A 14,707-nucleotide genomic window follows, 5' to 3' on the forward strand; every position below is an offset into this window, starting at 1 on the left:
ATGAACATATGCGCCACAGCCATTAGAAAGTGGATGGTTGTGATGTGCATACGTTTATCCCGTATGGTTTGAGCGTTTCCAATCAATTTTTAGGTTTTATCCTTCTACTGGCTTGCCGTTTATGTAATAGCTGTCTTCGCGGTAGGCATGGAATACAATCTCGATTTCCTCGATTCCGAGCTGCGCGACGTGGCGGTTGACCGCTTCCGCGAAGCGGCTGCGAACCTGCTGACCGCGCTCGAACCAGCCAACTTCGATAAATGCGAAGGAAGGCTCGCCGGGCATGCCGCCATAAACATTCGCCGCGTGCAGACATGCCATCGTGAAATTATCGGTACCGCATTCGCAGATATCCGCGAGCTCATCGGCAAGGGCGGATGTAACGGTTAACAATTGATCAGCGGCAACGCCGCGGAATACTAAATGAGGCATAGGTTATTCCTCCCATTCAAGCTAGAATAAATGCTGTTTGTAGTATATCAGAAAAAAGCACCGGCCGCTTTTTGACCAGCAGCCGATGCTTTTTTAGTTTTCTACTCCTTCGGCGACATGGAACGGCCGGAGAAACAGCTTCGGAATTTCGGTTTCGAACCGGACTAGCTTGCCTGTAACGGGATGAGTGAAGGCGAGTACGCGGGCATGTAGGCCGAGACGGCCGATAGTTCGTGATTTGGCGCCGTACTTTTTGTCTCCAACAACAGGGTGGCCGATATCCTCCATATGCACGCGGATTTGGTTTTTACGCCCAGTTTCAAGCTGAACCTCCAGCAAGGAGAAGCTTTTATTCGAACGAAGCACCTTATAGTGGGTAACGGCGTGCAAGCCGTCATTCGGGTAGGAGCTGGAGTACATTTTGAGCGTCTTGCTTTCTTTAAGCCAGGAGGAAATCGTACCTTTCTCCTTTTTGACCGCACCTTCGACGAGCGCGACATAAATGCGCTCTTGAACGGTGTCCTGCCAGCTGTTTTGCAGCTGCTGCTGCACGGCCTCGCTTTTGGCGAACATCATGACCCCTGAAGTATCGCGGTCGAGCCTATGCACGACGAAAATGCGGTTCTTCGAATTCTCGAGCCTGACATGGGCGGTAAGCTGGCGATAAGCCGTCACCTCATTCTCAGGCGCAGAGTCGGACGAAATAGACAACAGCCCGGACTCTTTCTTAATGACGATAATATGTTCATCTTCGAACAGGATCGCAAGGCCTTCAAGGGGGAGCTTCTCCTGAGGCCGATCCTTGCCTACCGTGACGGTCTGGCCTGGCTGGAGCTGATAATTATATGCAGTGGTTGATTTGCCGCTGACTGATACTTGTCCGTGCGCAAGTATGGATTTGACGACGTTGCGGCCTGCACCGGATATATTTTGTAAGAGAAAAGGCAGCAGCTCCATCGGCTCCGTGACCGGATAGGACTTGCTCTTGTCTGCTTGTGTTTGAGGAGCTCTTCGCTTTTTCCCTCTTTGCATGTAAAACCCTCCTAGATTCAATGCTCCTACTATACCACGAGTGAGCGGGTCTGTTCTAATCTTCTATTTACGTTAAACTCATATTCTATGAAATCCGGTTTAATAGACAAAGCATCATGAGGAATGGTAGGATTATTGATAGATATACCAAATGGCGAAAATGGAAAAGTTTGGAGGAAATCAACGCGTGAAAACAAAACTGATTCATTCCTTGCTGAGTCCTTTGCTGGTAGCAGGCTTATTGCTAGCTCCGCTTCCGGGATTAAGCGGCCATGCCGCAGCAGCAAGCGTTACGACAAAAGCGACTGCTGCCGCAGCGCAGCAATTGCAAGTCATTGTAGACGGAAAGAAAATCTCTTTATCGGCGGCTGCCTATGCGGAGAATGGCGTTACATACGTACCAATGCGCGATATTTTCAAGGCATTAGGCGCATCGGTTACTTGGGAAAGCAAGACGCAGACGATTATCGCACGCAAAGGGTATTTATCTATTTCTCTTCAGGTTGGCAAGAAGACGGCTGTCATTAACGGCAAAACGGTTAAGCTGGATGCACCTGCTCTCATTCGGAAAGGCGTTACCTTCGTGCCGGCCCGTTTTATAGCAGAATCGCTTAACGCTACGGTGAAATGGGATAAAGCGGCAAATGCAGTGCGGATTACGTCCCAAGAGGCTGCGGAGAATGCTGAATATGAGGAATGGCTGGAATCGCAAAAAAATCTGCCTACGCTGACAAGCAAAGAAATCGTAGATAAATTCGATGAAAGCGTCGTTCTAATCATGACGAATCGCGCACAGGGAAGCGGCGTTGTGATCGGCGAAAATTTGATTCTCACCAATTATCACGTCATCGTGGATGCTGCATCTGCTACCGCATTAACGATCAATGGCAAGCAGCTTACGATTACTGGCGTTGTGAAATACGACGAGGATGCCGATCTCGCAATCGTTAGAACGGGAGGAGCGATCGGAATCGCGCCTGTCACGCTAGGTTACGGACTCAATTCGTACAAAGGCGGAAAGGTCGTAGCAATCGGCAGCCCGCTTGGGCTGCAGAATACGGTTTCTGACGGTCTGATCAGCAATATCACGTATCAGGATGGCATTAGATATATACAAACGAGCGCTCCAATTGATCACGGAAGCTCTGGCGGCGCATTGTTTAATGAATTCGGAGATCTAGTGGGGATCACTACGCTAGGCTATTCCGGCACGAGCGCTGACCTCAATTTTGCCGTGTCCGTCATTCATGCGGCAAGCTTGAACAGCGAAATTACAGAGAAGGATATCGCTGACGCCAAGTTTTTGCCTTCGAGCTTGCCGGCAACCTTAGTGGGAGCGCCATTGACAGACATCGAGAAGCTGCTTAAGGATCAATATGGCATGCTCTCCACGACAGAGGGCGACGCAGCATTCACGAAGTGGGCGGCTAACCGCGATTCCTCGGGCTGGCTGGTGCTCACGGCTGAGATAGATCCTTTATTCTATATGTATTACGGCGCTGCCTCCGCCCAGGAGCTTCGCTTATGGGCCATCAACTTAGGCCATGAGTTCCATGAAATGCTGCCGGACGAGAAAATTCAAGTATTGGTCAACTATGAGCGCGAATACGGCTTCGAGCCGCGGGGCTTTGCCTCGGGCGAGGTGACTGCGCTTGGCGGGGACAAGTGGCGGGTACGTTTCCCTGTCATCGATATGCAGCTCAAAAACGAGCTATTTATTAAAGTGCGCGTGTAAAAGGATAGAGGCATAAGCTGGCGGAATGAGCGCCCGTTCGATGCCTCTTCTTTTTTTTGCTTTTTTTCGGTACAATAGAAGGCATCTTGCTCGATGCGGGAGTGCATTACTTAATTCCGCACGGAAAGCAAATGCTTAAGTTAGAGAGGTTATGCTATGAAAGTGGTACTGTCCACCTTAAACGCTAAATTTATACACACATCGCTTGCCCTGCGCTGCCTGAAGGCGTTCAGCGGCGACCGATTCGATATTGAAATCGCGGAATATACGATCAAAGACCCGGTGATGAACATTGTCTCGGATATCTATTCGCGCAAACCGGACGTCGTAGGCTTCTCCTGTTACATTTGGAACATTGAGGAAACGATTACGGTCATTAACATGCTGCGCAAAATCATGCCGGAAATCAAAATTATTCTCGGCGGACCGGAAGTCAGCTACGATATGGACTATTGGATGGAACGCGTGCAGGAGATCGACTTTATCGTGGTTGGGGAAGGCGAAGAGACCTTCCATCATCTGCTGACGGAGATCGAGGGAGACGGGAAGTACCATATGGTATTCGGCGTTACCTACAGAAAGCAGCGCGAGGATCGCGTCGAGGTGCTTATTAACCCTCCGCGCCCGAAGCTGAACCTGAACGAGCTGCCTTCCCCGCATCGCTTCGAGGAGGATATTCCCCATCTTGGCAGCCGTGTGGTGTATTTCGAGACAAGCCGCGGCTGTCCTTTCAGCTGCCAGTTCTGCTTATCGAGCATCGAGGTCGGCGTCCGCTACTACGATATGGAGCGTACGAAAGCAGATATTTTGTATTTGATCGAGAAAGGCGCCAAGCTCATTAAGTTCGTGGATAGAACCTTTAACATCAAACGGGATTACGCACTCGAAATTTTTGAGTTTCTGATCAAAAACCATCAAGGCTGCGTTTTTCAATTCGAGATTACAGCTGATATTATGCGCCCTGAGGTGCTTGACTATCTGGCAGAGCATGCGCCAGCCGGCATCTTCCGCTTCGAAATCGGCGTGCAGTCGACCAATGATTCAACAAACGAGGCGGTGCAGCGCCGCCAAAACTGGATGAAGCTTGTCCGTACGGTCATGAAGGTGAAAAACTCGCAAAAGATCGATCAGCATCTCGATTTGATTGCGGGCTTGCCGCTTGAGAACTACGATACGTTCAGGGGTACGTTCAACGATGTGTTCGAGCTAAGGCCGGAAGAGCTCCAGCTTGGCTTTCTCAAAATGCTTCGCGGCACCGGCTTGCGGCGGGAAGCAGACAAATGGGGCTATATCTACATGGACCGCTCGCCCTATGAAATGCTTGGGAATGATCTCATGCCTTTCGGCGATATCGTTCGCATTAAGCGGGTAGAGGATGTGCTTGAGAAATACTGGAATGCCCATCGGATGGACCATACGCTGCTTTACTTGGTCGATCGCGTATTTCCGTCGCCGTTTGATTTCTTCCAGGCCTTTGGCGATTTCTGGGAGCGCAGCGGCTGGCAAAAAATCGGCCACCAGCTTGAGGATCTGTACTCACGGCTCTGGGCATTCCTTGAATCCTTGCCGCGCTCGGGCAAGTTAGCGATAGGATCATTACCTGTTCCGCAGGAGGATGCCGAGAAGCAATCGTTTACGTTTGATGAAGTGCTGGCGATTGCCGGTTCGCGTCTTGATTCGGATGTGGTGCTGGGATTAATGAAATATGATTATTTCCTGAACCATAACTACAAACCGCGCAAAACCTGGTGGGAGTTTACGATGGACAAGTCTGTATGGAGCGGATGGATGCGCCGATTGGCAGAGCGTCCTGCGGATGTATCGCCGGAGTTCGCCGCGTTAAAGCTCGGTGAGAAGGAGCTGCACAAGCATGCGGTAATCGAGAAGCTGCCGTTTGATCTCGCGACGTTCCTGTCAACGGGGGAGGTCGTTCGCGGACGCCATACGCTGCTTGCCGTACTCTATGCGCTTGAAGCCGGAAGCAGCAAGCCGAAGCCGCGGCCATTTACGTTAACGATTGAAGTCGAGCAAGAGGCGCTGCAAAGCTAATCTGACATAAAATGAAAAGAACCGCCGCCCTAGGCCATGCCTAGGGAAGGCGGTTTTTTGCAAATTATAAGACTTTATAGGTTTCACGCGATAAAGTATTCTTCTATTTTTACGAGAAACGGATACCGTCCTCACGCGGAGGACGGCGAAGCCGTTTCTTCTTGTATCGTAAGCGTTAAACAACAGCAGCGGGTACGATGCTTCTAAGCACGGTCATGCTGCCAGATAGCTCATAGCTGCCGAGGTTGGCAGGAAGCAGGAAGCATTCGCCTGCTTTCACGGCTTGCTCGCCGTCATCCCATTTCAATGCGCCGTCGCCTTCAGCAATGACTAGAATAACGAAGCTCTCCAAGGAAGTGGACAGCTGCCATGGTGCGGCAACAATGCCTTTCTCTACGACAAAGTAAGGAGAAGAAGCAATCGTCAGCCATTCGCCTGCCACGGCATGGTCGGTCTTCATGCGTGCAGCGCCTGCGCCTTCATAGGCAATCACGTTGAGGGAATCCTCGATATGCAGCTCACGCAGCTGTCCGTCAAGGCCTGGACGGTCGTAATCGAACAATCGGTAGGTCGTATCGGAGTTTTGCTGGATCTCGGCTACGACAACGCCGGAGCAAAGCGCGTGCACCGTACCGGCAGGAATGTAGAATGCATCCCCGGCTTGAACGGATACCTCCTGCAGCGTTTCCATGATGCGTCCTTCTGTAATAGCGGCTTCCATGCTGGAGCGGTCCACTCCGTCCTTCAAGCCATAAATGATTTTTGCGCCTGGCTTGGCAGCAAGAATATACCACATCTCCGTTTTGCCGAGCTCGCCGGCAGGCAGGCCCGCGTATGCATCGGTTGGATGTACTTGGATGGAAAGATCGTCGTTGCAATCGAGAAGCTTAATAAGAAGCGGGAAACGGCCGTTTTTTTCGGAAAAGCCCTGTGTGCCGAACCAAACCGGACCGTAAGTCTCGCGAATTTGATCAAGGCCGGTGCCTGAAAGCTCGCCATTCATAACCTTGGTTGTCCCATTTGGATGGTCACCGATCATCCAGCCTTCGCCGATCGAGCCTTCAGGAAGCTCAAGGCCAAAGCCCTCCAAAGCGCGCCCGCCCCAAATTCTTTCTTTCATCTCTGCTTTAAACTGTAATGGATATGGTTTTACTGTCATCTCTGATCTCTCCCATTTCTATTATATGTAGGGCTGCTGCAGCTGCATCATATTCGATAATAGCGCCCTTTCGTATCATAATCTAGTAACCAATTACCTAGCCGCGGCTGGACGTTTTTCAATTGCAATGAGATAAGGCGCCGAAGCGCGCTGCAATTGCCGATATATTACCGTCTGCGCGGAATGCTGGGGAAGCTGCGCCGCCCATTGCTCTACGCTGTTTGCTTCGTCTGCCCCGCCAGGATGGCCGGGATATAAGACGCAGGTAATGATTCCGCCAGGACGCAGCAAACGGAGTGCGTCTTCAAGCGCGAGCAACGTTGACGCGGGTTCGGTAATAACCGTAAGGTCGCTGCTTCCCGGCAAGTAGCCGAGGTTGAACATAACGGTTGCGACTTGTCCGATTGCGTTGCCGTCAACTACGGATGCCATGCCTGCATGGCTCTCAAGCAACAGCTTCACATCCGGCAGCTTATTGGCGCTTGCTAACGAAGAGAGCCGGTCCTGCGTGCGATCGAGCGCTTCCTGCTGAATATCGAAGGCATATACGGTACCCTTCGGTCCGACAAGCTCTGCGAGCATTAGTGTATCGACACCGCCGCCGGCGGTAGCATCAATTACGATGTCCCCTGGCGAAGTGCGCTCAGCGATCCATTTGTGAGCCATGCTTAGGACGGATAGAAAACCCATGGCAACCTCCTATACCTGTGGTTGGAACCGCAGGCTAATGTTTAGCATGCATTGCAGCCTATGACTCTGAGTGCCAAAGCTTTCCCTGCCAAGTATTGCGGCGCTTCAGCTCATCGTCGAACGCGTTAAGCACTGCCCATTTGTTTAGGCTCCACATCGGTCCGATCAGAAGATCGCGCGGCGCATCCCCGGTGAGACGGTGAACAATCATCCCGGGAGGCAGAAACTCAAGGGTATCGACAATCAGATTCACGTACTCGTCCTGCTCCAAAAACTGCAGAAGGCCGGCTTCATACTGGCGAACCATTGGCGTCTTGCGCATGAGATGCAGCAAATGGATCTTAATGCCCTGTACATCCATTTGGGCAACCGCACGCCCCGTTTCGAGCATCATTTCATGTGTTTCCTGCGGAAGCCCGTATATGACGTGTGCGCAGACGCGAATGCCGCGAGCGCGAAGCCGGTTCACGGCATCAACGAAGCACGCGGTGTCATGTGCCCGGTTGATGAGCTCGGAGGTCGATTCGTGCACGGTCTGAAGACCCATCTCCACCCAAAGGTAGGTACGCTCATTCAACTCGGCCAAATAATCAACGACATCGTCAGGCAAACAATCGGGACGGGTTGCTATAGAAAGGCCAACGACTCCGGGCTGCTTTAAAATGATCTCATAATACTCACGCAGTTCCTCAACAGGCGCATACGTATTCGTATACGCCTGGAAATATCCGATATATTGCGCCTCCTGCCATTTCTGATGCTGGCGGTCGCGAATGTTATTGAACTGCGTGACCAGATCGTCACGGCGGCTGCCGGCAAAATCTCCTGAGCCGCGTGCGCTGCAGAACGTACAGCCGCCTTTCGCGATTGAGCCGTCGCGGTTCGGACAGGTGAAGCCGGCATCGAGCGTTACCTTGAACACTTTCCCGCCGAATTGCTCCCGCATTTCGTAATTCCATGTATGAAATCGTTTATCGCCCCAGAGTGATGGCTGCGATGTGTCTAATCCAATCATCGATTTCCCCTACTTTCAACACATACATCCTATATTTTAGCGAAAAACGAGCGGAAAAGCCACGTTTGATCTCAAGCAGAGGTTTGAATGTTCGGAAACCGCTTTAATTGGAAATTATTTTTGAAATGGAGTAATTTGGGCTTGCTTAACCTTACATGAAGTGTTATATTAAAAGTGCGACATAACAACAAATAAACCTGACATAGCCCAATTGCACCTGTATTCATGAAACGTCGATTAAATGGAAATACTCTTACAATAAATCGATGAGGTGATTAGAGATGAATAATGTATCCAAAATTTTGCGCGGCGATGATACCGTAACTGTCGAGCTAACTGTAAAAGAACTGATGGCACTTACGGGTGTCCGTTTTCACAATAACCACGGCGTAGAAATTTCTGCCCGGAAGAAACTTAATGAAGTGCTGGTCGATACTTACGAGCGCGAGCAGCAAGAGAATGGCCCCATTCCTTACCAGCTTTTATCTTAAGCATGGTTAAGCGAGCAAAACCCATAAAGCCGAGTATCCAATAACGGATGCCGGCTTTTTTCAATGAGCGGCCCGTTTGATTAGACCTCTTTACATTGTTTAGATTGTTGGGCACAATAAGGAATAGTCTATTCGTTGCATCGTCTACGATAATTGGAGGAATCACTGCATATGCGTTTAAGAGGAAGAAAAGGAATTCGTGAAAGTTTAGAGGGCCAACCGGAGCTGGTTGTGCTTGATGCCGCTCCCCACAAAGGGAAATGGCGTGAGTTTTTTGGAAACGATCAGCCGATATACGTCGAGCTGGGGATGGGGAAAGGCCGCTTTATTAGCCAAATGAGCGTTCGCTATCCGCATATCAACTTCATCGGCGTCGATATGTATGACGAGTTGCTGCGCCGGGCGAGCGATAAGGCTCGGATTGTCTGGGAACAAAAAGGGGAGTCTCATCCGCCGAATCTAGCCTTGCTTCGCGCAAATATCGAAGGCATCGAGACGATGTTCGCACCTGGAGAAATCGAACGCGTTCATCTTAATTTCAGTGATCCTTGGCCTAAAGCGAAGCATGCCCGCCGGAGACTTACGCACCCGAGACTTGTCGCCAAGTATATCGAGCTGCTCAATGAGCGCGGTGAAATCCATTTCAAGACCGACTCGCAGTCTTTGTTTGAGTTTTCCTTGAATAGCTTCGCAGAGATGGAGCTTATTATGCGCAATATATCGCTCCATCTACATAAAGAAGGCCCCCGAGAGGACCTTGTGTTTACCGAGTATGAAATGAAGTTTATGGAAAAAGGGCAAAACATATACCGCGTTGAAGCCGTAATCGGCTCCGAGGCACTCCAGAAGCATCGCGAAGCGAAGCAGGAGAAGTCATTAAAGGAAGAAGCAGAAGCCAGCAAGGCGGAAGATAGCGATTCAGAGGAAGAAAATGATTAGTTGATTCCTACAGCCGTGCCTACCCATGAATAATTGACGGCTATTGCAGTCACTGTTCCGATTAGCGCGCCTGCCGCAACGTCTGAAGGATAATGCAGGCCCAAGTACATCCTTGACCATCCCACCGATACACCTATTATAAGCGCAATGGGGATGAGCAAGGTTAACCAGACTCCGCTGGTCAGCAGGATCGGGACGAGCCATGCGAATATAGCGGTGGTATGGCCGGATGGAAAGGAAGAATCCACTAACGGATTATGTCCCGTATTGACGTCCGGCATCGCCTGGTAAGGCCTAAGCCGTTTGAATTTCCGTTTTACGACGGCCACAGGCAGGTGGCTGATGATAACCGCAGTCAAGCATTGCCAGCCCGTAAGGCTCCATGGTGCAGGTGCGAGTATTGCATATAGCAGGGCGGTTGCGAGCGTGAAGGTAGCGCCGCCCATATGTGTGACTGTGCTTAGCCATTTACCCAGAAATCGCTGTCGTTTCCCCCCAGAAGGTCTCCGATTTGCCCAAATCAGCATTTTTTGCTCACTTGTTTTCAGCCAGCCTATCATTCTTTCCATCGCTGTCATCCTCCTAACGGTGGCTTACTTTAAATGGTGCATTTCTTAAAATATAGGAAAGTATATGGTTTCGCCATACTTTCCTATATTTCACGGAATGAAACGCACTGTGCCGCCAGAGGACAGCGACAGCCATTTCACCTTAGATAAATTTAATTTTATCATGTTTTTGTAAGCCGAGCGTAAACTATTTCTTGTCCCATTATTAAAGATAAGTAAGTATTATAGCATTTATTTGGACATCTGTGTGTCCGGCGGACGCCCGCAACCGGCATAGCAGAATGCCTAGGAAAAACGTACCAGATAAAAGATGCAAATATTGATGCGATTTGCTGTTTAATAATGTGCAGTTGATGGTAAAACTGTAATGGACATATATTCGGTCGTAGCGGCAGAACTTGTCGAAACCGCAAATCATGTCATCGGGGATGGTCTAGTTCACCTGTTCGTCACACAAGGTTAGCGAAACTTAAGAAACATTTTCATGTCTTCCATCGTAAATAAGGACGTTAGTGCTAAAAAGTCAGTAAATGGTTGAAAATAAGGCTGAGTCGTCGTAAAAGGAGGTAATGCGTTCATTGGCATGCCATGCAAGCGTTTTTCTGCCAAGATTAAGCCTAATGGAGACAAATTCAACTTTTGACAAAGAAGATGTTTCTGTGGAGAATCAATAAAGGTCCGAGAGTGTTTGCAGAGAAACACTCGTTCAAAGAGAAAATATATAATAAAAAGCTTGCGGCAGTTATGAGTGATTGCTGAAAAAAAGCAAAAAAATGGGGTCTCAAGGGGGCAGTATCGCATGGTTCTTAGTGTTATTTTTATCGCGTTTCAAATCGTAATGGCTTCACTTGCGGTTTACCAGTTCGGTATTTCTATTTTTGGAATGATCAAAAACAAAAGCCGAAAGCATCACGCTGCACAAAAATCGTTTGCAGTGCTTGTAGCGGCGCATAACGAAGAGCAAGTGGTCGGGGCGCTAATCGAAAACTTGAAGAAAATGGACTATCCAGAAGAGCTATACGATATATTTGTAATTTGTGATAATTGCACGGATGGCACGGCAGATATTAGCCGCAGCATGGGGGTACATGCATGCGAGAGAACGAACCAGCTGCTTCGCGGCAAAGGCTATGCGATCGAATGGATGCTCAAGGAGCTGTGGGCTATGCCCCGCCAATATGACGCGGTTGTCATGTTCGATGCGGATAACCTGGTGAATCCGGACTTCTTGCAATTGATGAATGATGATTTGTGCGAAGGCCACCAAGTGATTCAAGGATATTTGGATACGAAGAACCCTGGCGATTCATGGGTTACCGCAGCTTATGGCATTACGTATTGGTATTGCAATCGCTTGTGGCAGCTGTCGAGGACAAACCTCAAGATGAGCAACTTTCTTGGCGGAACCGGCATGTGCTTCGAATCTGCGCTGTTGAAAGATATGGGCTGGGGCGCAACGAGCTTGGTTGAAGATTTGGAATTCTCGATGCGCTGCGTGCAGCGAGGCATTTATCCAATCTTGAACTATGATGCGAAAGTGTACGACGAGAAGCCAGTCACGTTCAAGGCTTCGGCAAGGCAGCGCCTTCGCTGGATGCAAGGGCATTTCAACGTTGCCCGCAATTACTTTTTCCCGCTACTATGGGCAAGCATCAAGGAACGCAACTTCGTGAAATTCGATTCGGCGATCTACACGATCTCCGTATATAATACACTGCTTGGTTTCATTCTGACGCTGGTGATGTGGATCGATATCGCGATCCCATCCACGAACTACCTAGACTCGCTGTATAATTATTTGCCTTGGTGGACGGTAGGAATCGCTGCTTTTGCCGGGATTATTCAGTTCCCGATAGCGCTCATGCTAGAAGGAGTGAAATCGTGGAAGATGTATGCGCATCTGCTGACATTGCCGTTCTTCCTCATATCGTGGTGGCCGATTACGTTCTACGCATTCTTTACTCAGAACAACAAAACGTGGAGTCATACGCAACATACACGCGTTGTTCGCATCGAGGAAGTACAGAGCAAATAGCGTTGACGTTCGTTCGGTAACGTATTTCAAAAACATATTTTCAGCTGTTGACATGGCTTCGTAGGCCATGGTATAGTAACACGGTAACATTTCCAACTAACTTAATGACGCACAAGCAGAAGCACCCGCTTCTCACCTTTCGGCTAAGGCTGGCTGGTTCGCGATAATCGATTAGTCATTCCATCGTTTCTAACGAAATGATGCTCTGACATACATGTACGGTTATGAGATGCGGGTTCGAGCGAACCCGCATTTTTTTATTGCGTAGAGACATGAAACAACCATTTTTGGAGGTGGCACGTTATTAGCAGAGAACATCAAATCAATGATGAGATCCGGGCCAGAGAAGTGCGTTTAGTAGGTGCAGAAGGCGAGCAGATCGGTATTAAATCGATTCGCGATGCTATGCAGCTAGCTGTTGAACTTAATTTGGACCTGGTGAACGTCGCACCGACGGCTAAGCCGCCGGTATGCCGGATCATGGACTACGGAAAGTTCCGTTATGAGCAGCAGAAGAAAGAAAAAGAAGCTCGTAAAAACCAAAAGATCGTTGATCTTAAGGAAGTTTGGTTCCGTGCTAACATTGACGAGAACGACTACCAAACGAAATACCGGAACGTCATTAAATTCCTTAACGAAGGCGATAAAGTGAAAGCATCCGTAAGATTCCGTGGTCGTGAGATTGCACATGCTTCTCTTGGACAGAAGATTTTGGACCGTCTTTCGAAAGAGGTTGCCGAATTATGCAGCGTTGAGCGCGCTCCTAAGCTGGAAGGCCGGAGCATGATTATGATTTTGGCACCCAAAACCAACAGCTAACAACTGATGAAGAACTTTAAGGAGGATAACTGATATGCCTAAGATGAAAACACACAGCAGTCTGAAAGACCGCTTTAAAATTACTGGAACTGGTAAAGTAAAACGTTACAAAGCTTACCGTAACCACTTGCTTTCACACAAATCCGGTCGTCAAAAACGCGTACTTGCTGGCCAACCGCTTATGGCTGCTGGCGACGTTCGTCGTTTGAAGCAAGGCCTTTCCAACTTGTAATCATAAGCAACAACAAATAAGCTAATTCAACCTACAGGAGGTTTCCATTCATGGCAAGAGTCAAAGGCGGTTTTGTCCGCACTCGTCGTCGCAAAAGAATTCTAAAGCTAGCAAAAGGTTATTTCGGTTCGAAGCATCGCCTGTTTAAAACAGCGAAGGAGCAAGTAGGTAAGTCCCTTATGTACGCTTACCGTGACCGTCGCAACAAAAAACGTGACATCCGCAGACTGTGGATCGTTCGTATCAATGCGGCAGCACGCATTAACGGTCTTTCATACAACAAATTCATGCACGGCTTGAAGCTTGCGGGCGTAGAAGTTAACCGCAAAATCCTTGCTGACCTGGCAGTTAACGATATGACTTCGTTTAACTCACTTGCAGGTATTGCGAAAGAAAAAATTAACGCGTAAGCGTTAATCACATATAAGGGCTGTCCAACTCATTCATTGAGGTTGGACAGCCCTTTTTGCTTTGATAATGCGGATGGCCTGTTCGGGCATCAATATAGGCGGCATGAAGCAATGTACATTTATTGATGCAGAGGACAAACAAACAGACGGATGCTGCTTCCCTTGAATATGCTATAGGACAAAGGGAAAGGAGGGATTATGCATGAATAGTGTTTCCAAACAACAAGTACGGAAACTGGTCGGCAAATCCATCTATGCAGTACGTCCAGACGGCACTGTCGTCACAGGCAAACTCGTTCGGGTTCACCAGAATAAACTAATCGTTGCTCCGCTCAAGCAGGACAAGGGGAAAGTTGTGCAGACAAAAGCAATTCTGCCGCTTGTACTGTTTGATCTTCTGGCAATCGGTACGCTTCCGTTCCTTGGCGGCGGCTTTGGTGGCGGGTTTGGCGGTGGCTTCGGCGGCGGTTATGGCGGCGGTGGATGCTGTAACAATAATTTCAACCAATGCGGTTGCGGCGGCGGAGGTTATGGTTACGGAAACCAAGGCTATAACGGGTATTAAGGATAATTAGTCGATCATAGCGGGGTGAGCGGCTTGAGCATCTCATAGCAGCGAAGTTCAGGATAATAACGGACGGTTTGGTAACCCAATTTACTGTAAAGTTGATGGGCCTTGCCATTTACTTGATCCACAAACAGTCTTGCAATGATGCAGTTCTGGGATCTGCCGTAAACCTCGCTCTGCGCGATCAATTTCCTGCCCCATTGTCGGTTGCGGTGATCAGGATGGGTGACCATCATATCTAAATAAAGCACCTCGCCGATTACCTCGAAATGTAGAAAGGAGATTGGCGGGCTTTTTTTGGACAAAGAAGCTACATAAGTAACACCTCGGCGAAACCGCTTCGGCAGCTCGCGAATGGTTTGGGCATCGTGCTGATGAACCGTATGTGACAACGGAATAAGCTCGTCTTTGATAAGCCGAACGACTTCGGCCTCATCGAGCCTTGGCTCATAAAGTCTTATCATCATCATCATTCCATTTCTGCAGCGGAGGACGGAAGTGAACGCTGCATGAGTTTGCCGTTTGGGGGCTA

16 protein-coding genes and 1 other annotated feature are annotated in these 14,707 nt (G+C 49.1%); of the genes, 9 read left to right on the forward strand and 7 right to left on the reverse strand.

The annotated features are described in order from the left end of the window. Positions 1-96: 96 nt before the first annotated feature. Positions 97-432, reverse strand: coding sequence for a DUF1904 family protein (locus tag AC0YN3_RS11200; RefSeq protein ID WP_475775158.1), 336 nt, complete (start codon positions 430-432; stop codon positions 97-99). Between the two features lie 93 nt (positions 433-525). Further along, positions 526-1,464 carry an RluA family pseudouridine synthase gene (locus AC0YN3_RS11205; protein ID WP_475775159.1) on the reverse strand — a complete coding sequence of 313 codons (939 nt, stop codon included), beginning with the start codon at positions 1,462-1,464 and terminating at the stop codon, positions 526-528. Between the two features lie 187 nt (positions 1,465-1,651). Here AC0YN3_RS11205 and AC0YN3_RS11210 point away from each other — a divergent pair, with 187 nt between their 5' ends. Together AC0YN3_RS11210 and AC0YN3_RS11215 are read left to right on the forward strand one after the other, a co-directional pair. After that, positions 1,652-3,199, forward strand: a complete 1,548-nt coding sequence (locus tag AC0YN3_RS11210) for a stalk domain-containing protein (protein WP_475775160.1) — start codon at positions 1,652-1,654, stop codon at positions 3,197-3,199. Positions 3,200-3,355: 156 nt separating this feature from the next. Then, positions 3,356-5,248, forward strand: a complete 1,893-nt coding sequence (locus AC0YN3_RS11215; RefSeq protein WP_475775161.1) for a B12-binding domain-containing radical SAM protein — start codon at positions 3,356-3,358, stop codon at positions 5,246-5,248. Positions 5,249-5,423: 175 nt separating this feature from the next. On the opposite strand, the gene AC0YN3_RS11220 is transcribed toward AC0YN3_RS11215, so the two are convergent. From AC0YN3_RS11220 to mnmL, 3 genes are all read right to left on the reverse strand, one after another. Further along, the gene (locus AC0YN3_RS11220; RefSeq protein WP_475775162.1) at positions 5,424-6,407 is read right to left on the reverse strand and encodes a type I phosphomannose isomerase catalytic subunit; all 984 of its coding nucleotides are present in this window, start codon (positions 6,405-6,407) and stop codon (positions 5,424-5,426) included. Positions 6,408-6,500: 93 nt separating this feature from the next. Continuing rightward, a complete protein-coding gene (gene mnmM, locus AC0YN3_RS11225; RefSeq protein ID WP_475775163.1) occupies positions 6,501-7,097 on the reverse strand; it encodes a tRNA 5-(aminomethyl)-2-thiouridylate-methyltransferase MnmM in 597 nt (198 codons plus the stop codon). 58 nt (positions 7,098-7,155) lie between these two features. Then, positions 7,156-8,112 (reverse strand): tRNA modification radical SAM protein MnmL/YtqA, encoded by a 957-nt coding sequence (gene mnmL / locus AC0YN3_RS11230; protein WP_475775164.1) that lies wholly within the window; start codon positions 8,110-8,112, stop codon positions 7,156-7,158. Between the two features lie 281 nt (positions 8,113-8,393). Between mnmL and AC0YN3_RS11235 the strand changes: the two genes are divergently transcribed. Then, a complete protein-coding gene (locus AC0YN3_RS11235) occupies positions 8,394-8,603 on the forward strand; it encodes a hypothetical protein (RefSeq protein ID WP_475775165.1) in 210 nt (69 codons plus the stop codon). A 171-nt stretch (positions 8,604-8,774) separates the two neighbouring features. Then, complete coding sequence (gene trmB / locus AC0YN3_RS11240) at positions 8,775-9,542, forward strand: tRNA (guanosine(46)-N7)-methyltransferase TrmB (protein WP_475775166.1); 768 nt, start codon at positions 8,775-8,777, stop codon at positions 9,540-9,542. On the opposite strand, the gene AC0YN3_RS11245 is transcribed toward trmB, so the two are convergent. After that, a complete protein-coding gene (locus AC0YN3_RS11245) occupies positions 9,539-10,111 on the reverse strand; it encodes a phosphatase PAP2 family protein (protein WP_475775167.1) in 573 nt (190 codons plus the stop codon). The two genes, trmB and AC0YN3_RS11245, sit on opposite strands and share 4 nt — an antisense overlap. A gap of 799 nt (positions 10,112-10,910) precedes the next feature. On the opposite strand from AC0YN3_RS11245, the gene AC0YN3_RS11250 reads away from it, so the two are divergent. From AC0YN3_RS11250 to AC0YN3_RS11270, 5 genes are all read left to right on the forward strand, one after another. Continuing rightward, positions 10,911-12,146 (forward strand): glycosyltransferase family 2 protein, encoded by a 1,236-nt coding sequence (locus tag AC0YN3_RS11250; protein WP_475775168.1) that lies wholly within the window; start codon positions 10,911-10,913, stop codon positions 12,144-12,146. 107 nt (positions 12,147-12,253) lie between these two features. Beyond that, positions 12,254-12,411, forward strand: a sequence feature (ribosomal protein L20 leader region). A 56-nt stretch (positions 12,412-12,467) separates the two neighbouring features. Beyond that, on the forward strand, positions 12,468-12,965 hold the full coding sequence (infC, locus tag AC0YN3_RS11255) for a translation initiation factor IF-3 (protein WP_475775616.1): 498 nt from the start codon (positions 12,468-12,470) through the stop codon (positions 12,963-12,965). Positions 12,966-12,999: 34 nt separating this feature from the next. Beyond that, positions 13,000-13,197 carry a 50S ribosomal protein L35 gene (gene rpmI / locus AC0YN3_RS11260; protein WP_053374531.1) on the forward strand — a complete coding sequence of 66 codons (198 nt, stop codon included), beginning with the start codon at positions 13,000-13,002 and terminating at the stop codon, positions 13,195-13,197. A 50-nt stretch (positions 13,198-13,247) separates the two neighbouring features. After that, complete coding sequence (rplT, locus tag AC0YN3_RS11265) at positions 13,248-13,607, forward strand: 50S ribosomal protein L20 (protein ID WP_054028358.1); 360 nt, start codon at positions 13,248-13,250, stop codon at positions 13,605-13,607. Between the two features lie 202 nt (positions 13,608-13,809). Beyond that, the gene (locus AC0YN3_RS11270; RefSeq protein WP_475775169.1) at positions 13,810-14,172 is read left to right on the forward strand and encodes a hypothetical protein; all 363 of its coding nucleotides are present in this window, start codon (positions 13,810-13,812) and stop codon (positions 14,170-14,172) included. A gap of 14 nt (positions 14,173-14,186) precedes the next feature. Here AC0YN3_RS11270 and AC0YN3_RS11275 read toward each other — a convergent pair whose 3' ends face one another. Beyond that, positions 14,187-14,648: a GNAT family N-acetyltransferase gene (locus AC0YN3_RS11275; protein ID WP_475775170.1), complete on the reverse strand. Its 462-nt coding sequence runs from the start codon at positions 14,646-14,648 to the stop codon at positions 14,187-14,189. Positions 14,649-14,707 lie beyond the last annotated feature (59 nt).

The organism is Paenibacillus sp. J22R232 (assembly GCF_056269165.1).